Consider the following 22,292-nt stretch of genomic DNA (forward strand, 5'->3'; position numbering starts at 1 on the left):
ATGGCCAAAGTCACCTGTATCGGCCTCGGGCCGGGCGATCCGGATCTGATGAGCGTCAGAGCGCATCGGCTGCTGACCTCGGCGCGGATCGTCGCCTATTTCCGCAAGCCCGGTCGCGAAGGCCAGGCGCGGCGGATGGTCGAGGGGCTGATCCCGGCAGGGGCCGAGGAATGGCCGATGGAATATCCGGTCACGACCGAGATTCCGGTGCAGGATCCAGGCTATAATGCGGCTTTGGCGCCGTTTTACGACCATTGGGCCGCGCGGCTTCAGTCGGCAGAAGCGGATGTTGTGGTGCTGTGTGAAGGGGATCCCTTTCTCTACGGCTCGTTCATGCATCTGCAATCGCGGCTGCCTGCCGGGATGGTCGGGGTAGTGCCGGGAATTCCGGGCATGGTCGGCTGCTGGCATGCGACGGGCCAGCCGGTGACCTGGGGGGATGATGTGCTGACGGTGCTGCCCGCGACCTTGCCCGAGGCGGAACTTGCACGGCGGGTGGCGGATACCGATGCTCTGGTGGTGATGAAGATCGGGCGCAATCTGGCCAAGCTCCGGCGCGTACTGGCAGCGGCGGGGCGCCTGCCGGAGGCCTGGCTCGTGGAACATGGCACCATGCCCGCCGAGCGGGTGCGGCTATTGGAGGATGCAGGCGAAGAAGCGCCCTATTTCTCGATTGCCATAATCCATGGAAAAGGGCGGCGGCCATGACGGATGCAGAGGCCGGGGCGCTGCCCCCGCATCCCCAGCGTGGTACTGCCAGCAGGACGGGCTGGGTCGTTGTTGCAGGGCTCGGGCCCGGCGCGGAGGCGATGGTGACGCCGGAAGTGGCGGCGGCTCTGGCCGAGGCCACGGATGTGATCGGCTATATCCCCTATGTCGCCCGGGTTGCGGATCGCGATGGGCTGGTGAAGCATCCCAGTGACAACCGGGTGGAACTGGACCGCGCGCGCCATGCCTTTGAGCTGGCGGCGGCGGGACGGCAGGTTGTGGTGGTCTCTTCGGGCGATCCCGGGGTCTTTGCCATGGCGTCGGCTCTGTTCGAGGCGATGGAGACGGGGCCGGAGGCCTGGCGGGAGCTGGATTTGCGGGTTCTGCCGGGGATCACCGCCATGCTGGCGGCAGCGGCGGCGGCGGGCGCGCCTTTGGGGCATGATTTCTGCGCGATCAATCTTTCGGATAACCTTAAGCCCTTTGAACTGGTCGAGAAACGGCTGCGTCTGGCGGTGGAAGGTGATTTCGCGATGGGCTTCTACAATCCGCGCTCGAAATCCCGGCCGGGGCGGTTCGAGCGGGTGATCGAAGTGCTGCGCGAGGGCTGCGAGCCGTCGCGGCTGGTGGTGCTGGCCCGCGCGGTCTCGACCCCGGAACAGGAGCTGCGGGTGGTCGAGCTGCGCGATCTGCAGCCGGAGATGGTCGATATGCGGACCATGGTTCTGGTCGGCTCTTCGCTGACGCGCCGGGTCGGACGGTTTGTTTACACGCCGAGGTCGGCATGAAGCCGGGCGAGGACTTCCGCAGGATCAGAGACGGTTTCCGCTGGCGGCAAAGCGGGGCGGTCGATCAGCCAGACCGGCAGGCCGAGCGTGCGTGCGGCCTCGAGTTTCGCGTCCGCGCCCTGGCCGCCGGAGTTTTTGGCGATGATCAGATCGCTGCCATGCCGCCGCAAGAGCGCGAGGTCGCTGGCGAGATCAAAGGGGCCGCGCGCGATTTCAACCGTGACGCGCGGCAAGGGCAGCGGTGCCTCGGGCGGATCGACAAGGCGCAGGAGATAGTCATGCTGCGGCTGGCCGGCAAAGGCCGCCAGATGCAGCCGTCCAATGGCGAGAAACACCCGGCGCGGCGCCGCCCCGAGCCGCATAGCGGCGGCTTCGAGATCGGGGAGGCGCGTCCAGTCGTCACCGGGCGCGGGCGTCCAGGCGGGGCGCATCAGCCGGATCAGAGGCGTGCCGGTCAGGGCCGCCGCCGCATGGGCGTTCTGGCTCATCTGCGCGGCAAAAGGATGCGTGGCGTCGATCAGATGCGTGACCTGATGCTGGCGCATCCAGACGGCAAGCCCTTCGGCACCGCCGAAACCGCCGGTTCTGACCGCGACGGGCTGGGTGCGCGGCGTCTCTGTCCGACCGGCATAGGACAGCGTGGCCCTGATCCCGTGTTCCGCGACCAGGCGGGCGAGCTGGCTCGCCTCGGTCGTGCCGCCAAGAATGAGAAGGTTCGGGGTCATGGCTGAATGGCTTTCCATCATCGGTATTGGCGAAGATGGCGCGTCTGGCCTGCCGGATGCAAGCCGTCAGGCGCTGGCGGCGGCGGATGTCGTGTTCGGGGGGCCGCGTCATCTGGCGATGATCGGGCACCCTGACAAGCGGCCCTGGCCGGTGCCTTTCGCGCTGGCGCCGGTTCTGGCTTTGCGCGGGCAGCGGGTCGCGGTTCTGGCCTCGGGCGATCCGTTCTGGTTCGGTGCCGGTGGCAGTCTGGCGCGAGACCTGGCGCCGGGCGAATGGCGCGCCTTTCCAGGGCCTTCGGTCTTTTCGCTGGTTGCCGCCCGCAAGGGCTGGCGGCTGGAAGAGGTCAGCTGCCACGGGCTTCACGCAGCGCCGCTGTCGCGGCTGCGCCCAGGCCTCGCGCCTGGCGCGCGGCTGATCGTGACGCTTCGCGATGGCAAGGCCCCGGCGGCGCTGGCGGCTTTCCTCGTGGAAACCGGGTTTTCTGCAAGCCTGGTGACGTTTTTTACCCATCTCGGCGGCCCGGAAGAGCGTGTGATCGCCACCACCGCTGGTGAGTTCGACGGGGCGGTGACGGAGGATCTTGTCGTTGCCGCAGTGGAGATCCGGGGCGCGGGCCGGGCGGCAACGCTTGCCACCGGGCGCGCGGACGCGCTTTTTGAACATGATGGCCAGATCACCAAACGCCCGGTCCGGGCGCTGGCTTTGTCGGCGCTCGCGCCGCGCGCGGGCGAGCTGCTCTGGGATATCGGCACCGGGTCGGGGTCAATCGCGATCGAATGGCTGCTGTCGCATCCCGCCATGCGGGCGATCGGCGTCGAGGCGGATGCCACCCGCGCAGGCCGGGCGCGCGGCAATGCCATGCGGCTTGGTGTCGACCGGCTTGAGATCCGCGAGGGGCGGGCGCTGGATGTGCTGCCCGCGCTGCCCCGCCCGGATGCGGTGTTCATCGGCGGTGGTGCCGATGACAACCTCCTGAACGCGCTCTGGGCCTGCCTGCCGCAGGGCGTGCGGGTTGTGGTGCATGGTGTGACGCTTGAAACCGAGGCGTTGCTCGCGGCCTGGCATGGCGCTAAAGGCGGCCAGCTTTTGCGCATCGAGCTGGCCGAGGCGGTGCCATTAGGGCGCAAGCGGGGGTGGAAATCCAGTTTTCCGGTGGTGCAATGGAGTGTGACGCGATGATACCGCCCCATATCAATCCGTCGCGCATCGCCGGCATCGGCTTTCGCGAAACCGCCCAGGTTGAATCGATCCTTGATGCGCTGGCGCGCGCCGGCGCCGCTGACCTGCGCCATATCGCGCTGCCGGCAGTCAAGGCGCGCCATCATGCCGCGCAGCAGCTGGCGCGGCTGGGCTATCACCTGCATCCGGTCACTGCCGCCGCGCTGACGGCACCGGCAACCCTGACCGACAGCGCCGCCTCGCGCGCGGCGCATGGAACGGGGTCGGTGTCAGAGGCCTGCGCGCTGGCTGCCCTTGGCCCCGGCGCCCGCCTCACCGCGCCACGTGTGATTTCCGCCGATGGCAAGGCCACCGCTGCCATCGCCATCGCCCAAAAAGACCTGCCGCAAGGAGCCGCCCCATGACCGTTCATTTCATCGGCGCCGGCCCCGGTGCGGCCGACCTGCTGACGCTGCGCGGGCGCGACCTGATCGCGGCCTCGCCTGTCTGCCTTTATGCCGGGTCGCTGATCCCCGAGGCGGTGCTGGCCCATTGCCCGCCCGGCGCAAAGATCGTCAACACGGCCCCCCTGGATCTGGACGCGATCATCGCCGAGATCCGTGCGGCGCATGAGGCGGGCCTTGATGTCGCGCGGCTCCATTCCGGCGATTTGTCGGTCTGGTCGGCGATGGGCGAACAGATCCGCCGGTTGAAGGCCGAGGGCATCCCCTATGATGTGACGCCGGGTGTGCCCTCTTTCGCCGCTGCCGCCGCGACCTTGGGGATGGAGCTGACGCTGCCGGGCCTTGCACAGAGCCTTGTCCTGACCCGCACCCCTGGCCGCGCCTCGGCGATGCCGGAACGCGAAAAGCTGGAGGCCTTTGCGGCCACGGGGGCGACTTTGGCCATCCATCTCTCGATCCACCGGCTGCACGAGACGGCCGCCGAACTCACCCCGCATTACGGGGCCGATTGCCCGGTGGCGGTGGTCTGGCGCGCCTCCTGGCCGGATGAGCGGGTGGTGCGCGGCACACTTGCGACCATCGCCGGGCTGATCGGCGACACGATGGAGCGCACCGCGCTGATCCTGGTCGGCCCGTCCCTGGGGCAGCACTCGGAGGGGCAGGAAGGGTTCATCGAATCGAGCCTTTATTCCACCGATTATGACCGCCGTTTCCGTGCGGGCCGGGCCGATGCGGTGAAGCTGTGACCAAAGGGCTGATCATATCCGCCCCGCGCTCCGGCGCAGGCAAGACCACTGTGATGCTCGGGCTGTTGCGCGCATTGCGCGATGACGGCGTGGCGGTGCAGCCCTATAAATGCGGCCCCGATTACATCGACCCGGCCTTTCACTTTGCGGCTTCGGGGCGGTCGAGTTTCAACCTTGACAGCTGGGCAATGGCGCCCGGGCTGATCGGGGCGCAGCTGGCGCGGGGCGGCGAGATGGCGCTGGCCGAGGGGTCGATGGGGCTGTTCGACGGCGTGGCATTCCCGGGTGAAACCGGAACCGGCGCCAGCGCCGATATCGCGGCGCTGACCGGCTGGCCGGTCGTGGTGGTGCTGGATGTCTCGGGCGCGGCGCAGACGGTGGCGGCTATGGCTGCCGGGATGGCGGCCTATCGCAAGGACGTGAAAATCGCGGGCGTGATCCTGAACCGCGTCGCCTCGCCCCGCCATGAGAGGCTCTGCCGGCTGGGGATGGAGGCGGTCGGGCTGCCGGTTTTCGGAGCCTTGCCCCGGCGCGGCGACCTGACCCTGCCAGAGCGGCATCTGGGTCTGGTTCAGGCTGTCGAACATCCGGATCTTGAACGCGCCATCAGTGACTATGCCGGTTTTCTGCGCGACCATACCGATCTTGCTTCCCTGCGCGCGGCAGCAGCGGGCGCAGTGAGCACCCCGGCGGGAGAGCTGCCGAAACCGCCCGGCCAGCGCATTGCGCTGGCGCGGGACGAGGCGTTCTCCTTCACCTATCCGCATCTGCTGGATGCCTGGCACGCGCAGGGCGCCGAGATCCTGCCCTTTTCGCCCCTGGCCGATGAAGCGCCGCCCGAGGCCGATCTTTGCTGGTTGCCGGGCGGCTACCCCGAGCTTCATGCAGGCCGGATCGCGGCGGCATCAGGTTTTCTTGCGGGCATCAGAAATTTCGCGGCGGTAAAGCCGGTTCATGGCGAATGCGGCGGCTATATGGTGCTGGGCGAGGCGCTGGTCGATGCGGCTGGCACCCGGCATCAGATGGCCGGGCTGCTGGGCCTCGTGACCACATATGAGAAACGCAGGATGCATCTGGGCTACCGCCTGGCCGCGCTTTCCGCGCCGATCCCGGGCCATGCTGCGGGCGCGAGGCTGCGCGGGCATGAGTTCCATTATTCGACCATCCTCGCCCAACCCGATGCGCCCCTTGCCACCGTGCTTGATGCCGAAAGCGCGCCGGTCCCCGAAACCGGATCGCGCCAGGGCCTCGTCACCGGCACATTCTTCCACCTGATCGGAGCCGCCACATGAGCGAGATCGTCAGCTTTGTCTCCTCTGGCCCGGGCGATCCCGATCTGCTGACCCTGCGGGCCATTAAACGGCTGCAGGCGGCGGAGGTGGTGCTGTATGACGACCTTTCCTCCGGGCCGATCCTCGATCTGGCGGCGCCGGAGGCCGATCTGATCTCGGTCGGCAAGCGGGCGGGGCGCGCCTCGCCGCGCCAGGATCATGTCAGCCGGCTGCTGGTCGATCATGCGCGTTCGGGCCTGAAAGTGGTGCGGCTGAAATCCGGCGATTCCGGCATGTTCGGCAGGCTTGAAGAGGAAATCACCGCGCTTAATGAGGCCGGGATCGGCTATGAGATCGTGCCCGGCGTCACCGCGCCCTCGGCTGCTGCGGCGGCGGCGGGGATCCCGCTGACGCGGCGGCTCAATGCGCGAAGGGTGCAGTTCGTGACCGGCCATGATGTGACCGGCGCGCTGCCCGAAAGCCTCAACTGGGCGGCTCTGGCCGATACCCAGGCGGTGACCTCGGTCTTTATGGCGCGGGCGACATTCCCGCAGCTGGCGGCAAAGCTGATCGCCGCCGGATTGGCGCCCGACACGCCCGCTTTGATGGCGCAGGGCGTCTCGACCCCGGCGCAATCCTTCCGCCGTGATACGGTTGCGGGCCTGGCCGCGTATCTTGAGGGCGCCGCCCCCGACCCGGCGCCGACCCTTATCCTCTACGGCGCGCTGGCGCCCTGACCAGAGCGGCTTGACCGGGCGTCACGCGCCTGTCACTCTCGATATCGTGAAGGTGCCGGGCGACCGGCATGGGAACAGGGCGGGGGAGACCCCGACCCGACCGCCCCCGCGACTGTGCGCAGCGAGCCGACCCCGTTAACCACTGTGGAGCAATCCATGGGAAGGAGGGCAGAGGCTGTGACCTGCAAGTCAGGAGACCGACCTTCGCATTTGATGGAACCGCCGTCGGGGATGACGGCAAGGAGTGATTCATATGTCCACCATTGCCCGCTCTGGTGAGAAGGCCGATGTCAAACTGGCGAATATCTTTGTCGTGGCGCTTTTGGGTGCTGCGCTGATCTTCGTCGCTGGCCTCGCCCAGTCGGAAACCCTGCATGACGCCGCCCATGATGTGCGTCACGCGGTCGGATTCCCCTGCCACTGATATGTTGCAAAGACTGCTGACCAGCGCGTTGATCGCTGGCGCTGCTGCGGGGCTGATTGCCGCCCTGCTGCAGCTTGTTTTCGTGCAGCCCGTGCTGCTTCATGCCGAGCTTTATGAGGGCGGCGAGCGCACCCATTTCGCGGCGGCCTCCGACCATCATCACGGTGAAGAACCGGCGCCGGAAGCCACAGAGCCGCAGACAGAACCTGCCGCCGAACCGGGCCATGCCCATGGCGCGGATGAAGCGCATGACCATGGCGAGGCGGCGGAGATCCCCGGTATCGGCTTTGACGCAGGCCGCGACGGGCTGTCGATCCTGTTCTCGATCATGGTCTATGCCGGCTATGGGCTGCTGCTGGTCGCGGCGATGGCCCTGTCCGAGAATAATGGCAACCGGGTCACCGCACGCCAGGGTCTTCTCTGGGGGATCGCGGGCTTTGTCGCGGTGCAGATGGCGCCGGCTTTCGGCCTCTCGCCCGAGCTTCCGGGCATGGCCGCGGCCGATGTCAACGCCCGCGCGATCTGGTGGGTGGCGACAGTGATTGCGACCGCCATCGGTCTCTGGCTGATCGCATTCGGCAAAAACTGGGTGGTCTGGGCGGCGGCGATCCTGCTGATCCTCGCGCCCCATATCGTCGGCGCGCCGCATCCGCATGAGTTCACCGGCCCGACGCCGCCCGAACTGGCCGCGCAATTCGCCGGCCGCGCCATCGGGGTCGGTCTTGCGGTCTGGACGCTGCTCGGCCTTTTCGCAGCCTGGCTCTGGAGCCGTGGCCGCGAGGCATAAACCAGCTTCCCGGCGGCTTATGCCGCCGGGGATGTCCGGTCCAGAATATAGATATCCATGAGCCAGCCGTGCTCGGCCCGTGCCGCTTCGCGCCGGGCGAGGATACGCGGCCCCGCCTCGGCCAGCGGTCCGGCTTCGGTGATCTCATTCGCCATGCCGACAAAGGCGCCCCACCAGATCGAGATGCCTTCGGGCGCCAGATCCTGAAAGGCACAGCTGCCGTCCAGCATCACCACCAGCCGGTCGACGCCTTCGGGCCAGCCCTCTTCGCGCAGCCGCCGCCCTGTCGTCACCAGAAACGGCGCGCCAAGCCCGTTGAGCGGAATGCGATGCGCGGCGGCCAGCACCTGCGGCGACATGATCCCCGGCACCACCGAGACCGAGACCTCGCGCAGCCTGCCCAGCCGCGCGGCAATCCGCAGGGTACTGTCGTAAAGCGCGGGATCGCCCCAGACCATGAGCGCCACCCGCTGCACGCCGGGATGCGCGTCAATCGCTGCCGCCCAGGCCCCGGCAATCGCATCATGCCAGTCATTCACCCGCGCGAGGTAAGAGGGGTTGGCCGGATCCCGCACCGGCATGGCAAAGCCCGCCACGATCACCCCGGGCCGCGTCACGAGATCCTCGCAGATCTGGCGGCGCAGATCGGCAAGATCGGCTTTGTCTTCGCCTTTCTCCGGGATCAGGATCAGATCGGCCGCATTCAGCGCCTTCACCGCCTGCAAGGTGAGATGGTCCGGATTGCCGGTGCCAATACCGACCAGACTAAGTTCCAAAGCACCACCCCCCTGCATCCATTCCCGCGCCAGAAACCAGCTTCGGCCGGGAATGAAAAGCCTGCCTGCCAGTTTCCGCCTGACCTGAATACCCGCCCCGGAGGCAGGTGCCGCCTGCCGGAGCCACCGGCCTCAGCCCTTCAGCTCTGCCGTCACCCGGACCGGCCCCACCGTCCCGCGCAGTTTCGCGCGGTAGATCACGACGCCTTCAACCACCCGCATCACATAGGTTCGGGTCTCGCCGATCGGAATCATCTCGACCCAGTCGACCACATCCACCTCCGGCAGGCGCGGGTCGCCAAGCTCGCCGATCCAGCGGCGCGGCCGCCCGGGCCCGGCATTATAGCCCGAGGCGATCAGCGCAATCGAGGGCCCGAATTCCTCGACCATCTTCGCCAGATAGGCCGAACCGACCTGGGTGTTGAACCCCGGGTCATAAAGCCGCGACAGCGAATATTCCAGGCCCAGCCCCTTGGCCATCCGCGCTGCGGTCTCGGGCAGAACCTGCATCAGCCCGCGCGCATCCGCGCCCGAACGCGCCATCGGCTCGAATTCGCTTTCACGCCGCGCAATGGCAAGCGCCAGCGCGCGGCTGACATGCAACCCGTCCGGCACGAGGTCCGGCACCGGGTAATAGGTGCGGGGCAGGATCGCGCCCCGCTCTGCCGCCTGTTTCGCCAGCACCAGCGCGATATGCGGCTGACCCATCTCCAGCGCCATCTCGGCAAGCTGCGCTATGCCCCTTGCGTCCTGCCCCTCGGCCAGATGCAGGAGGAACCGCTTGCCCTCGACCCGGTTTCCGGCCGAGAGCATAAGCCGCCCCATCGCCAGAACCGAAGACCCGGCGAAAGACGATTGCCGCCAGCCCGAGGCCGGAGCATCGTTCAAAAGCTGAGGATCCAGCGACAGCCCGAGTTTTTCTGCCGATAAAAGCCCGTAATAGGCGGTCTGATGTTGCGCCGCGCGCTGGAAATGCGCCTTTGCGCTCTCGGCCCGGCCGGCGGCCTCATCGGCGCGGCCCTGCCAGTAATCGGCACGCGAGACCGAGATCGCGGTGGAAACCCCGGCCCGCAGATGCGCGAAATGTTTCAGCGCGGTTTCGGGGTCGTTCAGCTTCCTCAGCGCGATAAAGCCCGCCAGAAATTCCAGATCGGCGTAAGCGCCGCCCGCTGTCATCCCGTGCCGCGCCGCCACCCGGTAAGCATCCTGCGCACGCCCCTGGCGCATCAGCCAGCGCGCCAGCAGCGCGCGCCGCGGCGCCCATTCCTCGGGGCGGCCAAGGTTTTCCGGCGCGACCGACAGGATCAGCTCTGCCGATTCCGCATAGAGATCCCGCTTCATCCGCCACAAGAACCGCTCATAGCTGAGGCCCGGATCGGATTTCAGTGCCTCGGGGACCGCCGCGACCAGCCCGTCGACCCCGGGCTGACCGGCGCGCAAGGCAAGCCGCGCCTCGGCGAGTTTGCGCTTTGCCTCCGGCACCCGGGGCAGCATCCGGAGCGCCTCGGCACGCCGCCCCTCCCAGAGCAGGTTTTCCAGCCGCAGATCATTCACCATCGCCACCGCATCGGGCATCAGGACCTGCAGCTCGGCCTCCTGATCGGCGGTGAGCGAAAGCTCGGCCCAGGCCCGCATCGCTTCGGTCTCGGCCATGCCGATCTGGCCAAGCGCCTTATAGGCCCGCACCAGGGCAACGGCGCCGGTGCCGCTGCGCGGTGGCGAGGCGCGGAAATAGCCGGCCACCCGCGACGGCGTCTCAGACCTGGCCACCGCCTCCTCGCCCTTTTGCCGCAAGAGGGCAAGACCCGGCCAGTCGCCCCGCCGCGCAAGGAAGGCCTCGTAATCGCCCAGCCGGCCATCGCCGTCCCGCAGCTGGCTCCAAAGGACAAAATCCCGCACCAGGCCGTCCTGAGAGGCCGCAAGCGCCCCCGGCCAGTCTTTCTTACGCACCAGTTCAAGGGCGCTGCGCATCTCCTGCACCTGATCGGCGTGCGCCGCTGTCGGAAGGAACAGGGACGTGATGATCAGGGCCGGGATGATCAGAACCCGAGAAAGCAGAGCCGGGAGAACCAGGGTCAGGAGGCGGAGGCGGTGGATGAGTAAGGTCATGGGGCGGAGTCTGCCAAAGAGGCCGGATCGCCACAAGGCACGTTCCTGTCAGCAGCGGCCCGGCACCAGGGGCGCATGTCGGAAGACGCCTGCCAGAAAGGGCAGCGTCCCGGCCCCGAATCTGTCACTGCGCCTGTCCTGCCCGGGCCCTCATGCAGTGCTTGGCAAGGCGCAATTGCAAGGGTAAGGAAAGTCCGTTGCAGCCAGGGGCGAAAAGGGCCCCCAGATGAGGAGACGCGTGCCATGATCCAGGGGTCGATTCCCGCTTTGGTTACGCCGTTCAAGGACGGCGCCGTGGATATGGACATGCTCAAGAAACTTGTCGACTGGCAGATCGCCGAGGGCTCGACCGGGCTGGTTCCCGTCGGCACCACCGGCGAGAGCCCGACGCTGAGCCATGAAGAGCACGAGGCCGTGGTCGAGGCCGTGGTGACATTCGCGGCAGGCCGGGTGCCGGTGATCGCGGGCGCGGGCTCGAACAGCACGGTCGAGGGCATCCGGCTGATCCGCCATGCCGAGCGCGTCGGTGCCGATGCCGCCCTGGTCGTGACGCCTTATTACAACAAGCCGAACCAGGCCGGTCTGATCGCGCATTACAAAGCCCTGCATGAGGCCAGCAATCTGCCGATCATCATCTATAATATTCCGGGCCGTTCGGTGATCGACATGTCGCCCGCGACGATGGGCGAGCTGGCAAAGCTGCCGCGAATCGTCGGCGTGAAAGACGCGACCGGCAATATCGGCAAGGTCAGCCAGCAGCGCGAGACCTGCGGCGCAGATTTCATCCAGCTGTCCGGCAATGACGATACCGCGCTGGCCTTCAACGCCCATGGCGGCTGCGGCGCGATTTCGGTCACGGCCAATGTGGCGCCGAAGCTCTGTGCCGAATTCCAGGCGGCCACGCTGCGAGGTGACTTCCGCACGGCGCTTGACTACCAGGACCGGCTTTTCCCGCTGCATGAGGCGCTGTTCATCGAGCCAGGTCTTGTCGGCGCGAAATATGCGCTCTCCCTGCTGGGGCGCTGCAGCGAAGAGGTCCGGTTGCCGCTGGTCGGTCTGAGCGATGATACGAAAGCAAAGATCCGCGCGGCCATGACCCATGCCGGTCTGCTCAACTAGCGCCCGGTTCCTGCACAGGAACCGGCCCGGAGTTTTCATAAAACTCCGGGGTCGCGCGGGATGACCGAGGGCATCACGCCAAATCTGCGGGGCGCGGCCCTGATGACGCTGGCCATGGCAGGCTTTGCGGTCGAGGATCTCTTTATCCGCAAGGCCTCCGCCCATGTGCCGGTCGGCCAGGTCATGGCGATCATGGGCTTTGGCGGTGCCATGGTTTTCGCGCTCATGGCGCGCGCCGCGCGCGAAGCCGTCTTTCCGCGGGTTTTTCTGTCTTCCGCTATGCTTGTGCGGTCAGGGTTCGAGATCGCGGGGCGGCTTTTCTACAGTCTCGCCATTGCGCTGACCTCGATGCCCACCACGGTTGCCATTCTTCAGGCGACGCCGCTGGTGGTTCTTGCCGGAGCGGCGCTTATCTTTGGCGAAAAGGTTGGCTGGCGGCGCTGGTCGGCGGTTGCGGTTGGGTTTCTTGGCGTGATGATCGTGCTCAGACCCGGGCTCGACGGCTTCTCGCCGATGTCGCTCCTCGCGGTGGCGGGCATGGCGGGCTTTGCCGGGCGCGATCTCGCCACCCGCGCCGCGCCGAAGACCATGTCGAACCGGCAGCTCGGAATCCTTGGCTTCTCGATGCTCGGGATCGCTGGGCTGATCGTCCTGTTTTACACCGGCGGCGCCCATTGGCCCGACCCGACCGGAGCCGGCCTGATCTTTGGCGCCACGCTGTTCGGCCTTCTGGGCTATAATGCGCTGACCGCCGCCATGCGCACCGGCGAGGTGTCGGCCGTAACCCCTTTCCGCTATACCCGCCTCGTCTTTGCGATGATCCTTGCGGTGGTCTTCCTTGCCGAGCGGCCCGATCACCTGACCCTGCTTGGCAGTGCCATTATCGTCGCGAGCGGGCTATATACCCTGATCCGCGCACGCAAAGCCGCCACAGCGGTGTGAAAAGCGCGCGCCGGAGAGGGGCGCGCTTCTTTACTCAGCGCCCGCCATCCCCTATCTCTGCCCGATCATGCAGAAGAAACACGATCCCAATTCCAAACTCATCGCTGACAACCGCCGGGCGCGGTTCGAATATCATATCGAAAGCGACCTCGAGGCCGGGATCATCCTCCAGGGGTCCGAGGTCAAGAGCCTGCGGATCGGCGGATCGAACATTGCCGACAGCTATGCCTCGGTCGAAGGCGGCGAGCTCTGGCTGATCAACGGCTATATTGCGCCTTACAAACAGTCGAATGCCTGGGACAGCCATGACGAGCGCCGCCGCCGCAAGCTGCTGGTGTCAAAGAAAGAACTGTCGCGGCTCTGGAATGCGACCAGGCGCGAGGGGATGACCATCGTACCCTTGCGGATGTATTTCAACGAGCGTGGCATGGTGAAGATCGCGCTTGGTGTGGCCAAGGGCAAGAACAATGCCGACAAGCGCGATACCAGCGCCAAACGCGACTGGGATCGCCAGAAGGCGCGGATCATGAAACAGGGTCACCAGCTCTGATCCTGCAGAAGGGCCGATCTTGTAGCCAGCGGCCGCTTTCACACAACATTTGCCAGGATGGGAAGGTTCAGGCAGTATTCCCCCTGCCCGGTGAGCAATTTTACGCCATTTTCCGGGTGTGAGGCCGGATCACACCGGCCCTTTGCAGGGATAGTCATCATGGATATGTCACTTATCATCCAGCTCGTTGCCGGTCTTATCGGCGGCAACGCGGCCGGATCTGCGTTGAAGAACCTCAACATGGGCCCGATCCTTAATTCGGTGGTAGGCCTTCTCGGCGGCGTCGGCGGCGGGCAGATCCTGTCCATGCTGGGCCTCGGCGGTGCAGGTGAGGCTGCGGCGGCTGCGACGTCTTCCGGTCTCGACATCTCGACCATCCTCCAGAGCATTGTCGGTGGTGGTGCCGGCGGCGGCATCCTCGTGGCCATTGTGGGTGCGATCAAAAAAGCGCTGGTGAAGTAAGCCGAAGGCAGATTTTGCCTGACCGCCAGCCTTTCTGGAGTCGTGATCCTGAAACCATCCCGCCCGGATCGCCTCCGGGCGGGATTTCTTGTTCCCGGGAAATGTCCGGCGCAAAACCTGGGTGCAAAATCTGCCGGGCAAGGTCCGCCGGTCCAGGTCTGTAGCCAGAAATTCCCGGCAAAGATCACCTGCTCTGCCCTGTGCCAGGCAGAGCGGGGTTGCACGCGCATACAGGCGGGCTATAGGAAACTGACCGCTTTTGGTCCGCCTGTTGATCCGCCCCCTTTGACCTGAGGCCGCCATGTCGCTGACCCCCGCCCCGAAGGATGACCCACATACCCTGGTCTCAACAGACTGGCTTGCCAGCCATCTGAAAGACCCGGATTTGCGGCTGCTTGATGCAAGCTGGTTCCTGCCCCCGTCAGAGCGCAATGCGCGCGCGGAATATGAGGCGGCCCATATCCCGGGCGCACGGTTCTTCGACCTGGACGAAATCTCGGATCACCGCTCGAACCTGCCGCATATGGTGCCACCGGTCGAGAAATTCATGTCCCGGATGCGGGCGATGGGGGTCGGCGACGGGCATCAGGTTGTGGTCTACGATTCGACCGGTATCTTTTCTGCGCCGCGGATCTGGTGGACCTTTCGCCTGATGGGCAAGACCGATGTCGCGGTGCTGGATGGTGGCCTGCCGAAATGGCAGGCGGAAGGGCGCGAGACTGAAGACCTGCCTCCGGTGATCCGCGACCGCCATATGACCACGCAGCGTCAGAACCACCTGGTGAAAGACGTGACCCAGGTCGCCCATGCCGCGAAACTGAAACAGGCTGTGGTGGTCGATGCCCGCGCGCCCGCGCGTTTTGCCGGTGAGGCGCCGGAGCCGCGTCCCGGTCTGCGCGCAGGTCACATTCCCGGGTCGCGCAACCTGCCCTGGGGCAATCTGCTGAACCAGGATGGCACCATGAAAGACCCCGCCGTCCTGCGGATGATTTTCCAGGAGGCGGGGATCGACCTTGCGCAGCCGGTGATCACCAGCTGCGGCTCGGGCGTGTCGGCGGCGATCCTCGCGATTGCGCTGGAGCGGATCGGGCATCGCAACTGGTCGCTCTATGACGGCTCCTGGGCCGAATGGGGCATGTATGAGGATTTGCCGGTCGAGACGGGCCCAGCTGCATAAGGCAAGGCCGCCGGAACGGGTGCAATGGGGCCGGGGACCGGCCCACTGATGTGAGGAAGACATGCTTGAGGCTTTGACCCAGCAGCCGCAGGACAAGATCCTGCAACTGATCGCGATGTTTCGCGAGGACAAGCGGGACGGCAAGATTGATCTTGGCGTTGGTGTTTACAAGGACGCGACCGGGCTCACCCCGGTGATGCGCGCGGTCAAGGCCGCCGAAAAGAAGATCTGGGAAGCCGAGACCACCAAGACCTATACCGCGCTCGCGGGCGAGCCCGCCTATAATGGGGCAATCACCGCGCTGATCCTTGGCGATGGGTTTGGGGATCGTGCCGCCTCGATCTCGACCCCCGGCGGCACCGGCGCGCTGCGTCAGGCGTTCGAGCTGGTAAAGCTTGCGCGGCCCGGGGCGAAGGTCTGGCTTTCGGCACCGACCTGGCCGAACCATCCATCTATGGTGAAATTCCTTGGCCTGCCGATGGCGGAATATCGCTATTTTGACGTGAAGACCTCGGGGCTGGATTTCGCCGGTCTGATCGAGGATCTCGGCCGGGTCGCCGAGGGCGATGTGGTGCTGCTGCATGGCTGCTGCCACAACCCGACCGGGGCGAACCTGTCGCAGGCTGAGTGGGATGAGGTGATTGCGGTTCTGAAGAACCGCAAGGCGCTGCCGCTGGTCGATCTGGCCTATCAGGGCTTTGGCGACGGGCTGGATGCGGATGCCGAGGCTACCCGCAAAGTCGCAGCGGCCTTTGATGAAGTTCTGATCGCGGCCTCGTGCTCGAAGAATTTCGGCATCTACCGCGAGCGGACCGGCGTGCTGATCGCGCTGACATCAGCGGATCGCAAAGCGGTGGTGCAGGGCAATCTGAACTTCCTCAACCGCCAGAACTTCAGCTTCCCGCCCGATCATGGCGCGCGGATCGTGACCACGATCCTGGAAGATGCGGCCCTGACTGCCGACTGGAAGGCCGAGCTGGAGGAAGTGCGGCTGAACATGCTGGGCCTGCGCGAGCAGCTGGCATCCGAGCTGCGCAAGGCCACCAATTCCGACCGGTTTGACTTTGTCGCGGATCATCGGGGCATGTTCTCGCGTCTCGGGCTGTCCGAGGCGCAGGTGGTGAAGCTGCGCGAAGAGTTCGGCGTCTATATGGTCGGCGATTCGCGGATCAATATCGCCGGGCTGAACAAGGGGACCGTGCCGGTGCTGGCAAAGGCGATTGCCTCGGTTCTCTGAGCGGTCTGACAGATGTGGAAAGGGCGGGACATTGTCCCGCCCTTTTGCATTTGGCCTTGGCCGCGGTGGGGGGCTCCCCCCCACACCGTGGAGTATTTCCGTCAGGGGGGAGACCGGGGCTCAGTTCAGTCCCATTGCGTCGCGAACGGCGCGGTCAATATCGTCCTGGTTTTGCGAGGCGGGAGCGCCCTGCTGGTTCGAGCCGCCCTGGTAGACGGGCGCGTTAGAGCCGTCGAAATAGGGCACTTCTTCGGGCAGGACCGGGCGGTCGACCCCACCGATATCCGGGGAGGGGCCGAAGGATCCGCCCGCCGCGACGGTGTTTGGCGGGATCTCTTTCGGAAGCGGCATCGGGGGGACGCCTTCGTTGATCCGGATCATGACCTCACGCCAGACATCTGCGGGCAGGCCGCCGCCGGTCACGCCGGTCAGCGGGCGGTTGTCGTCATAGCCGAGCCAGACGCCAACCACGTAATCCGAAGTAAAGCCCACGAACCAGGCATCGCGCGCCGAATTGGTGGTTCCGGTTTTGCCGGCAGCCTCGCGGCCGGGGAGGCGGGCGCGGGCGCCGGTTCCGGAATTGATCACCTCGGTCATCATATAGATCAGCGCATGGGCGGCCGTTTCCGAGATTACCCTTTCGCCGATGCCGCCGCCGCTGCCAAAGAGCTCGTCATTTTCGCCCCGGAGCTTCAGCGCGCGCAGACCATAAGGCGTTACCGAAGAGCCGCCGTTCAGGATGCCGGCATAGGCGCCGGTCATCTCGATCAGCGTCGATTCCGAGGCGCCGAGCGCCAGCGCCGGACCATCGGCCATCTTGGAGGCAACGCCGAATTCGGTCGCGACCTTTTTCACGAGGTCACGCCCGACCATTTCCGAAATTTTGACCGCCGGGATATTGCGGCTTTCCTTCAGCGCCTGGACCAGTGTGATCATCCCCTTGAATTTATTGTCGTAATTCTTGGGGCTATAGGGGCCGGAGCCGGGCACATTGATCGTATAGGGGCTGTCATCGACATAATCGAGCGGGCTGTAGCCCAGATCGAGCGCCACCGCATAGACGAAGGGTTTGAACGCCGACCCGGTCTGCCGCAGCGCCTGGGTCGCGCGGTTGAAATCACCCGCACGCGGGATCGAGCGCCCGCCAACCATCGCGCGCACCGCACCGTCCGAGCTCATCACCACAATCGCGGCCTGGGCGGTCGAGCCGTCTTTGACTTTCGTATCAAAGACATATTTCAGCGCCTCTTCGGATTTCCGCTGCAGATCCTGATCCAGCGTTGTCTCGATCACCACATCTTCGGTCGTGTCGCGGGCGAGGTAATCCGGCGTGGTCTCCATCACCCAATCGGCGAAATAGCCGCCCGAGCGCTGCCGCGCGGCCTCGGTCGGGGTGGCGGGATGGGCGCGGGCCTCATCGGCCTCGGCTTTGGTCAGGTAACCCTGTTCCTGCATCAGCCCGATCACCACATTGGCGCGGTTTTGCGAGCGTTCGAGGTTGGAAGTGGGCGCCAGCGCCGAAGGGGCCTGCAGCAGGCCCGCAAGCATCGCGGCCTCGGCCGGCGTCACGGTGGCGGCGGATTTGCCGAAATAGCGCTGTGCGGCGGCTTCGAACCCGCGCGCGCCGGCCCCCAGATAGGCGCGGTTCATATAGATGCCGAGGATGTCCTTCTTAGAGTATTTCAGCTCCATCGCGATGGCATAGGGCACTTCCTTGACTTTGCGCTTGATGCCGCCACCCCGGCAATCCGCTTCATATTCGGCCTCGGATTTCCATTCCGCCGGGTTGAAGGGCACGCCCAGACACAGAAGCTTGGCCACCTGTTGCGTGATGGTCGAGCCGCCATTGCCCTGGAACGCACTGCGCCCTTCGGCAAGGTTGATCCGGATCGCGCTGGCGATACCGCGGGGCGAGACGCCAAGGTGCCAGTAGAAGCGCTTATCCTCGGTTGCGACGATGGCATTGAGGAGATGCGGCGAGACCGTATCAGCGGTGATCTGGCCGCCATAGGTCTCACCGCGCCAGGCGAATGTTTTGCCGTCACGGTCAAGCATGGTGACCGAGCCGCGTGCCCGCCCGTCCAGCAGCGCCTCAAGCGGCGGCAGCTGGCTGTAGAAATACGCGACCACCGCGCCGACAACCAATGCGCCGACGGCGGTGACACGCCAAAGCACCCCCCAGATCATCCGCCAGAAGAACAGGATGGTCCCGAGGATGAATCCATGTTTGCGCCGGGCGCGGGCCGCTTTGCGGGGTTGTTTTGGTGCCTGTTTGCGCGGGGCCGGTTTTTGTGGCGGTCTGCCTCCGCCGCCGCCCCCCCCGCCGCCACGCCCCGGGCTTCCGCCCTGGCCTCTGCCGGAATTGCCACCGGACCCGCCGGAGCCGCCCGCAGAAGAGCGGGAGGGATATCGTCTGTCTGCCACCAGAGGGCTTTTGCCCCCACCACTCGTCGCCATATGCCTGCTGCCCGCCTCGAAGCGTGTTCTTTCAGAATCCGGCAGAGAATAGCGGGTTCGCCCGGCTTTGCGAAGGGCAGGAGGAAACGATTCGAATCTATCCGCTGATGAAAAAATAATCACATGCCCCGATTAGTGCAAAAATTTTGCAACTGCACCGCAAAGCACCGGTTCAGAACACGCCGTTTTCTTGTGCTGCAACTGCAAAACCCCGCCTTCTTTTGCTCAGACGCCCGCTCGCCCCGGGCTCGCTCTCAGGAAGGGGACAGATGTGAAACTCATCATTGCGGCACTGAAACCGTTCAAACTTGACGAAGTTCGCGAAGCGCTGACCACGATCGGCGTGCGCGGAATGATGGTGACAGAAATCAAGGGCTTCGGCCTGCAATCCGGTCATACCGAAATCTATCGCGGCGCCGAATATGCAGTGAATTTCGTGCCGAAGGTCCGGCTGGAAATCGTCGTGGCCGATGCGCTGGCCGAACAGGTGGTCGAGACCATCGCGAAGACCGCCAAGACCGACAAGATCGGCGACGGCAAAATCTTTGTGCTCGATGTCGAACAGGCCGTGCGGGTGCGCACCGGCGAAACCGGCGACGACGCGATCTGAACATCGACCCGAGGGAACAGGGGAAAACAGCCAAAATGAACAAACTTGTCAAATATTCCGGTCTCGCGGCGGCGATGTCGCTTCTCGCCGGACTGCCCGCCCTGGCGCAGGACGCCACTCAAGCGGCGGGAGAGGCGGTGATCGAAGTGGCCGAGGCCGCACCGGCGCTGGATACCGGCGATACCGCATGGATGATGATTTCGACCGTCATCGTGCTCTTCATGATCTTCCCGGGCATCGCGCTGTTCTATGGCGGGCTGGTGCGCAGCAAGAACATGCTTTCCGTGCTGATGCAGACCACCACCATCGCCGCGCTGATGATGGTCGCCTATGTGGTTTACGGCTACTCCTTCGCCTTTGGTGGCGCCGAGGGCCCGTATTTCGGTGGTTTCGGCAAGCTCTTCCTGGCAGGTGTGGGGCCGGAGAGCCTTTCGGGCACCATTCCGGAATATGTCTTCATCGCCTTCCAGATGACCTTCGCTTCGATCACGCCGGTGCTGATCATCGGAGCCTTCGCCGAGCGGATCAAATTCTCGGCGGCGCTCCTCTTCTCGTTGCTGTGGGTCACCGTGGTCTATTACCCGGTCGCACATATGGCATGGGACGCGAATGGCCTCTTCTTCGGCTGGGAAGTGTTTGACTTTGCAGGCGGCACGGTTGTGCACATCAATGCCGGTATTGCGGCTCTGGTTGGCGCCATCTGCGTCGGCAAGCGCCTCGGCTATGGCAAAGAGAACATGCAGCCGCATTCGCTGACCCTGACCATGGTCGGTGCCTCGATCCTCTTCGTGGGCTGGTTCGGCTTCAACGTCGGCTCCGCACTGGGAGCTGGCACGCTGGCAGGCCTTGCGATGATCAACACTTTCACCGCAACCGCCGGCGGCATCCTCGGCTGGGTCCTGGTTGAGGCGCTGCTGCGCGGCAAGGCTTCGATGCTGGGCGGTGTCTCGGGCATGATCGCTGGCCTCGTGGCCATCACGCCGGCAGCGGGCGCAGTCGGCCCGATCGGCGCGATCTTCCTCGGCGCCATCGCTTCGGCAGCGGCCTATTACTTCGTCGCCGTGGTGAAGGTGAAACTGGGCTATGATGACAGCCTCGACGTCTTCGGCATCCACGGGATTGGCGGCATCGTCGGCGCTGTTGGCGCGGGCATCTTCGCAGCACCGTCACTGGGCGGCCAGGGTTACCCGGAAGGCCGCGGCATGGGTGAGCAGGTCTATTATCAGGTCGCAGCTGTCGGCATCACCATCCTCTACTGCGCGGTGCTGTCTTTCATCCTCTACAAGGTGGTCGGCGTTCTGACCGGCGGCCTGCGGGTCAAGGAAGAAGCCGAGCGCGAAGGCCTCGACCTCACCTCGCATGGCGAGCGCGCCTATCACTCCTGATCGGCCAGGGCGTGGGGCCGCGCGGCCCCGCCTCTGACAAAAGTCAAAGCCCGCCGGTGGTTCCGGCGGGCTTTTCCCATGTTCAGCGCGCATCTTCAGCGTGGTGATCGCCGCAGCCCCTGGACGCTCCGGCGGTCGGGAGGCGCGGCCTCAGGCCCTTTGCAGATCCTGGATCAGCGCATCAATATCGCCCCTGCGTTTGTCGAGCATCGCGCCGATTTCGGTGCGCTCCGAGGCGAGCATGTTCACGCCTTCGATGATGATGTTGAAAAAGAGATCCCGCCCGCTTTTGTTCGAGACTTGCCAGCGCACCTCGAAAGGGCTTGAGCCCTTGAGATAGGCGGTTGAGATCACCTCGAAATAGCTTTTCACCGGGCGCGCGCCGGTGACTTCAATGCGGCCTCCGATGAACTCGCGGAAGCGGCGGCCGTATTTGCGGCTGATATAGCCCTGGAAGGCCTGGGTGAAGGCCTGCATCTGGGCCTTTGACGCCGATTTCGCGGCCGGTCCAAGGGCCGACCGTGCGATCTGGGGCACATCGGCGTAATTCACGAAGAGCTTTTCAAAGGCCGGATACATCTGGGCTTCGGAGCGGCCCGAGTTGATGATCGCATTGATATCCGCGACCGCCTTGTCGATCAGCGCCTTGGCCTCGGCATCCGAGAAGGCGAGGGCGGGCATGGCCCCAAGCGCGGCCGCTGCCGCAAGGCCGGTGCCGAGGAAGTGTCGGCGCGAAAGGCCGGAAACCAGATGAACAGACATGTCAGTCCTCGCAACGTCAATCCGCATAGGGATCAATGAAATCGTCTTCATAGGGGTCGATGAAATCGCCATCATCCCCATCCGCTGCGCCCTTTGCCTTCGCAATCTCGTGGCGCCGGTTCTGCAGATACAGAAGCCGGAGCTGGGCATAGCTGTCAGCGCTGTCATATAGGATCGAATCCACCGTATCGGAATAGCGGTAGCGATCATTTAGGCGTGAAAGCCCTTCAATGGCGAGCGTCGCATCGGCATCATTGCCGTCGAACACATTGTTCAGCGGGTTCATCGCGAAATCGACCACGATCCCGACCGTATCGCGTGCAGTGGAGGGCCCTTCGATGGGCAATTCGACATAGGGCCCTTCGCCGACACCCCAGACTGCGAGCGTCTGGCCGAAATCGGCATCGGTTTTCGGCATTCCCAGCACCGAGGCCACGTCGAACAGCCCGCCGATCCCGGCGGTCGCGTTGACCGCAAAGCGCAGCGTATTTGTTGTCGCCTCGCCGATTCGGGCCTGCAGCACCTGGTTCACCACCACGCCCGGCAGATCCAGCGTATCGGCAACATTCGAGACCCCCTGGCGCAGCGGATTCGGCACCACGGTGCCATAGGCCTTTGACACCGGCCGCACGATTGCCGTGTCCAGCCCTTTATTCACCGCATGGACGCCGCGATTCATCGGCTCGATCGGGTCATAGATGCCATCCGTGCGCGGCGTCTGGGCACAGGCCGCAAGCGCGCTCAGCCCGAGGACCAGCAGGAAGGGGCGGAGAGAGAGGATTTCGGTCTGGCTGGTCACGGTCATTAACGGAATCTCAGGCGTCACGAGACACTAAACAAGGAGAAGGGTGCAGAGATATTGCGTGAGAGGCTTACGGTGTGGCAATCCTCAAGACA

The 22,292-nt window shown here is 65.2% G+C and carries 23 protein-coding genes and 1 riboswitch; of the genes, 17 read left to right on the plus strand and 6 right to left on the minus strand.

The window, feature by feature from the left end:
- A complete protein-coding gene (gene cobI, locus AC4FS3_RS02595) occupies positions 1-708 on the plus strand; it encodes a precorrin-2 C(20)-methyltransferase (protein WP_491019234.1) in 708 nt (235 codons plus the stop codon).
- Entirely contained in the window at positions 705-1,496 is a 792-nt protein-coding gene (cobJ, locus tag AC4FS3_RS02600; RefSeq protein WP_491019235.1) for a precorrin-3B C(17)-methyltransferase, read from the plus strand. The genes cobI and cobJ overlap by 4 nt, the downstream gene beginning before the upstream one ends.
- Here the strand turns inward: cobJ and AC4FS3_RS02605 are convergent.
- Positions 1,475-2,221, minus strand: a complete 747-nt coding sequence (locus tag AC4FS3_RS02605) for a cobalt-precorrin-6A reductase (RefSeq protein WP_491019236.1) — start codon at positions 2,219-2,221, stop codon at positions 1,475-1,477. The two genes, cobJ and AC4FS3_RS02605, sit on opposite strands and share 22 nt — an antisense overlap.
- Here AC4FS3_RS02605 and cbiE point away from each other — a divergent pair.
- The 7 genes from cbiE to AC4FS3_RS02640 all read left to right on the plus strand — a co-directional run bounded on the left by cbiE (position 2,220) and on the right by AC4FS3_RS02640 (position 7,809).
- Positions 2,220-3,401 carry a precorrin-6y C5,15-methyltransferase (decarboxylating) subunit CbiE gene (cbiE, locus tag AC4FS3_RS02610; protein WP_491019237.1) on the plus strand — a complete coding sequence of 394 codons (1,182 nt, stop codon included), beginning with the start codon at positions 2,220-2,222 and terminating at the stop codon, positions 3,399-3,401. The genes AC4FS3_RS02605 and cbiE overlap by 2 nt on opposite strands.
- On the plus strand, positions 3,398-3,805 hold the full coding sequence (locus AC4FS3_RS02615) for a cobalamin biosynthesis protein (protein WP_491019238.1): 408 nt from the start codon (positions 3,398-3,400) through the stop codon (positions 3,803-3,805). The genes cbiE and AC4FS3_RS02615 overlap by 4 nt, the downstream gene beginning before the upstream one ends.
- Positions 3,802-4,590 (plus strand): precorrin-4 C(11)-methyltransferase, encoded by a 789-nt coding sequence (cobM, locus tag AC4FS3_RS02620; protein WP_491019239.1) that lies wholly within the window; start codon positions 3,802-3,804, stop codon positions 4,588-4,590. Before AC4FS3_RS02615 ends, cobM begins: the two co-directional genes overlap by 4 nt.
- The gene (locus AC4FS3_RS02625; protein WP_491019240.1) at positions 4,587-5,882 is read left to right on the plus strand and encodes a cobyrinic acid a,c-diamide synthase CobB; all 1,296 of its coding nucleotides are present in this window, start codon (positions 4,587-4,589) and stop codon (positions 5,880-5,882) included. Before cobM ends, AC4FS3_RS02625 begins: the two co-directional genes overlap by 4 nt.
- Positions 5,879-6,598, plus strand: a complete 720-nt coding sequence (gene cobA / locus AC4FS3_RS02630) for a uroporphyrinogen-III C-methyltransferase (RefSeq protein ID WP_491019241.1) — start codon at positions 5,879-5,881, stop codon at positions 6,596-6,598. Before AC4FS3_RS02625 ends, cobA begins: the two co-directional genes overlap by 4 nt.
- A 33-nt stretch (positions 6,599-6,631) precedes the next feature.
- Positions 6,632-6,818, plus strand: a riboswitch (cobalamin riboswitch).
- 33 nt (positions 6,819-6,851) lie between these two features.
- Positions 6,852-7,022 carry a CbtB domain-containing protein gene (locus AC4FS3_RS02635; RefSeq protein ID WP_491019242.1) on the plus strand — a complete coding sequence of 57 codons (171 nt, stop codon included), beginning with the start codon at positions 6,852-6,854 and terminating at the stop codon, positions 7,020-7,022.
- Between the two features lies 1 nt (position 7,023).
- Positions 7,024-7,809, plus strand: a complete 786-nt coding sequence (locus AC4FS3_RS02640; RefSeq protein WP_491019307.1) for a CbtA family protein — start codon at positions 7,024-7,026, stop codon at positions 7,807-7,809.
- A gap of 17 nt (positions 7,810-7,826) precedes the next feature.
- Here the strand turns inward: AC4FS3_RS02640 and cobF are convergent, their stop codons facing one another.
- A complete protein-coding gene (gene cobF / locus AC4FS3_RS02645) occupies positions 7,827-8,603 on the minus strand; it encodes a precorrin-6A synthase (deacetylating) (protein ID WP_491019243.1) in 777 nt (258 codons plus the stop codon).
- Positions 8,604-8,717: 114 nt separating this feature from the next.
- The gene (locus AC4FS3_RS02650) at positions 8,718-10,694 is read right to left on the minus strand and encodes a lytic transglycosylase domain-containing protein (protein ID WP_491019244.1); all 1,977 of its coding nucleotides are present in this window, start codon (positions 10,692-10,694) and stop codon (positions 8,718-8,720) included.
- Positions 10,695-10,937: 243 nt separating this feature from the next.
- On the opposite strand from AC4FS3_RS02650, the gene dapA reads away from it, so the two are divergent.
- The 6 genes from dapA to AC4FS3_RS02680 all read left to right on the plus strand — a co-directional run bounded on the left by dapA (position 10,938) and on the right by AC4FS3_RS02680 (position 16,181).
- Positions 10,938-11,813, plus strand: a complete 876-nt coding sequence (gene dapA / locus AC4FS3_RS02655) for a 4-hydroxy-tetrahydrodipicolinate synthase (RefSeq protein ID WP_198835396.1) — start codon at positions 10,938-10,940, stop codon at positions 11,811-11,813.
- A 60-nt stretch (positions 11,814-11,873) separates the two neighbouring features.
- Positions 11,874-12,755, plus strand: coding sequence for a DMT family transporter (locus tag AC4FS3_RS02660; RefSeq protein WP_491019245.1), 882 nt, complete (start codon positions 11,874-11,876; stop codon positions 12,753-12,755).
- A 67-nt stretch (positions 12,756-12,822) separates the two neighbouring features.
- The gene (smpB, locus tag AC4FS3_RS02665; RefSeq protein ID WP_198835398.1) at positions 12,823-13,305 is read left to right on the plus strand and encodes an SsrA-binding protein SmpB; all 483 of its coding nucleotides are present in this window, start codon (positions 12,823-12,825) and stop codon (positions 13,303-13,305) included.
- A 159-nt stretch (positions 13,306-13,464) separates the two neighbouring features.
- A complete protein-coding gene (locus tag AC4FS3_RS02670) occupies positions 13,465-13,767 on the plus strand; it encodes a hypothetical protein (protein WP_491019246.1) in 303 nt (100 codons plus the stop codon).
- Between the two features lie 301 nt (positions 13,768-14,068).
- Positions 14,069-14,944 carry a 3-mercaptopyruvate sulfurtransferase gene (sseA, locus tag AC4FS3_RS02675; protein ID WP_491019247.1) on the plus strand — a complete coding sequence of 292 codons (876 nt, stop codon included), beginning with the start codon at positions 14,069-14,071 and terminating at the stop codon, positions 14,942-14,944.
- A 61-nt stretch (positions 14,945-15,005) separates the two neighbouring features.
- Positions 15,006-16,181, plus strand: a complete 1,176-nt coding sequence (locus AC4FS3_RS02680; protein ID WP_491019248.1) for an amino acid aminotransferase — start codon at positions 15,006-15,008, stop codon at positions 16,179-16,181.
- Positions 16,182-16,301: 120 nt separating this feature from the next.
- Here the strand turns inward: AC4FS3_RS02680 and AC4FS3_RS02685 are convergent, their stop codons facing one another.
- A complete protein-coding gene (locus AC4FS3_RS02685; protein WP_491019249.1) occupies positions 16,302-18,638 on the minus strand; it encodes a transglycosylase domain-containing protein in 2,337 nt (778 codons plus the stop codon).
- 271 nt (positions 18,639-18,909) lie between these two features.
- On the opposite strand from AC4FS3_RS02685, the gene AC4FS3_RS02690 reads away from it, so the two are divergent.
- Positions 18,910-19,248 carry a P-II family nitrogen regulator gene (locus AC4FS3_RS02690; protein ID WP_112310129.1) on the plus strand — a complete coding sequence of 113 codons (339 nt, stop codon included), beginning with the start codon at positions 18,910-18,912 and terminating at the stop codon, positions 19,246-19,248.
- 35 nt (positions 19,249-19,283) lie between these two features.
- Entirely contained in the window at positions 19,284-20,633 is a 1,350-nt protein-coding gene (locus AC4FS3_RS02695; protein WP_491019250.1) for an ammonium transporter, read from the plus strand.
- A 150-nt stretch (positions 20,634-20,783) separates the two neighbouring features.
- On the opposite strand, the gene AC4FS3_RS02700 is transcribed toward AC4FS3_RS02695, so the two are convergent.
- Entirely contained in the window at positions 20,784-21,395 is a 612-nt protein-coding gene (locus tag AC4FS3_RS02700; RefSeq protein WP_283176431.1) for an MlaC/ttg2D family ABC transporter substrate-binding protein, read from the minus strand.
- Between the two features lie 16 nt (positions 21,396-21,411).
- Entirely contained in the window at positions 21,412-22,200 is a 789-nt protein-coding gene (locus tag AC4FS3_RS02705; RefSeq protein ID WP_491019251.1) for an MlaA family lipoprotein, read from the minus strand.
- Positions 22,201-22,292: the final 92 nt, after the last annotated feature.

It is taken from the genome of Pseudogemmobacter sp. TB195 (genome assembly GCF_058313095.1).

What these genes read in the sequence shown, in the direction of transcription:
- AC4FS3_RS02700 (WP_283176431.1), bottom strand. Translation starts at nt 21,395, where the DNA reads ATGTCTGTTCATCTGGTTTCCGGCCTTTCGCGCCGACACTTCCTCGGC.
- AC4FS3_RS02670 (WP_491019246.1), top strand. Translation starts at nt 13,465, where the DNA reads ATGGATATGTCACTTATCATCCAGCTCGTTGCCGGTCTTATCGGCGGC.
- dapA (WP_198835396.1), top strand. Translation starts at nt 10,938, where the DNA reads ATGATCCAGGGGTCGATTCCCGCTTTGGTTACGCCGTTCAAGGACGGC.
- cobI (WP_491019234.1), top strand. Translation starts at nt 1, where the DNA reads ATGGCCAAAGTCACCTGTATCGGCCTCGGGCCGGGCGATCCGGATCTG.
- AC4FS3_RS02650 (WP_491019244.1), bottom strand. Translation starts at nt 10,694, where the DNA reads ATGACCTTACTCATCCACCGCCTCCGCCTCCTGACCCTGGTTCTCCCG.
- AC4FS3_RS02605 (WP_491019236.1), bottom strand. Translation starts at nt 2,221, where the DNA reads ATGACCCCGAACCTTCTCATTCTTGGCGGCACGACCGAGGCGAGCCAG.
- AC4FS3_RS02685 (WP_491019249.1), bottom strand. Translation starts at nt 18,638, where the DNA reads ATGGCGACGAGTGGTGGGGGCAAAAGCCCTCTGGTGGCAGACAGACGA.
- AC4FS3_RS02695 (WP_491019250.1), top strand. Translation starts at nt 19,284, where the DNA reads ATGAACAAACTTGTCAAATATTCCGGTCTCGCGGCGGCGATGTCGCTT.
- cobM (WP_491019239.1), top strand. Translation starts at nt 3,802, where the DNA reads ATGACCGTTCATTTCATCGGCGCCGGCCCCGGTGCGGCCGACCTGCTG.
- AC4FS3_RS02640 (WP_491019307.1), top strand. Translation starts at nt 7,024, where the DNA reads ATGTTGCAAAGACTGCTGACCAGCGCGTTGATCGCTGGCGCTGCTGCG.
- AC4FS3_RS02635 (WP_491019242.1), top strand. Translation starts at nt 6,852, where the DNA reads ATGTCCACCATTGCCCGCTCTGGTGAGAAGGCCGATGTCAAACTGGCG.
- sseA (WP_491019247.1), top strand. Translation starts at nt 14,069, where the DNA reads ATGTCGCTGACCCCCGCCCCGAAGGATGACCCACATACCCTGGTCTCA.
- cbiE (WP_491019237.1), top strand. Translation starts at nt 2,220, where the DNA reads ATGGCTGAATGGCTTTCCATCATCGGTATTGGCGAAGATGGCGCGTCT.
- cobJ (WP_491019235.1), top strand. Translation starts at nt 705, where the DNA reads ATGACGGATGCAGAGGCCGGGGCGCTGCCCCCGCATCCCCAGCGTGGT.
- AC4FS3_RS02680 (WP_491019248.1), top strand. Translation starts at nt 15,006, where the DNA reads ATGCTTGAGGCTTTGACCCAGCAGCCGCAGGACAAGATCCTGCAACTG.
- smpB (WP_198835398.1), top strand. Translation starts at nt 12,823, where the DNA reads ATGCAGAAGAAACACGATCCCAATTCCAAACTCATCGCTGACAACCGC.
- AC4FS3_RS02705 (WP_491019251.1), bottom strand. Translation starts at nt 22,200, where the DNA reads ATGACCGTGACCAGCCAGACCGAAATCCTCTCTCTCCGCCCCTTCCTG.
- cobA (WP_491019241.1), top strand. Translation starts at nt 5,879, where the DNA reads ATGAGCGAGATCGTCAGCTTTGTCTCCTCTGGCCCGGGCGATCCCGAT.
- cobF (WP_491019243.1), bottom strand. Translation starts at nt 8,603, where the DNA reads ATGCAGGGGGGTGGTGCTTTGGAACTTAGTCTGGTCGGTATTGGCACC.
- AC4FS3_RS02660 (WP_491019245.1), top strand. Translation starts at nt 11,874, where the DNA reads ATGACCGAGGGCATCACGCCAAATCTGCGGGGCGCGGCCCTGATGACG.
- AC4FS3_RS02615 (WP_491019238.1), top strand. Translation starts at nt 3,398, where the DNA reads ATGATACCGCCCCATATCAATCCGTCGCGCATCGCCGGCATCGGCTTT.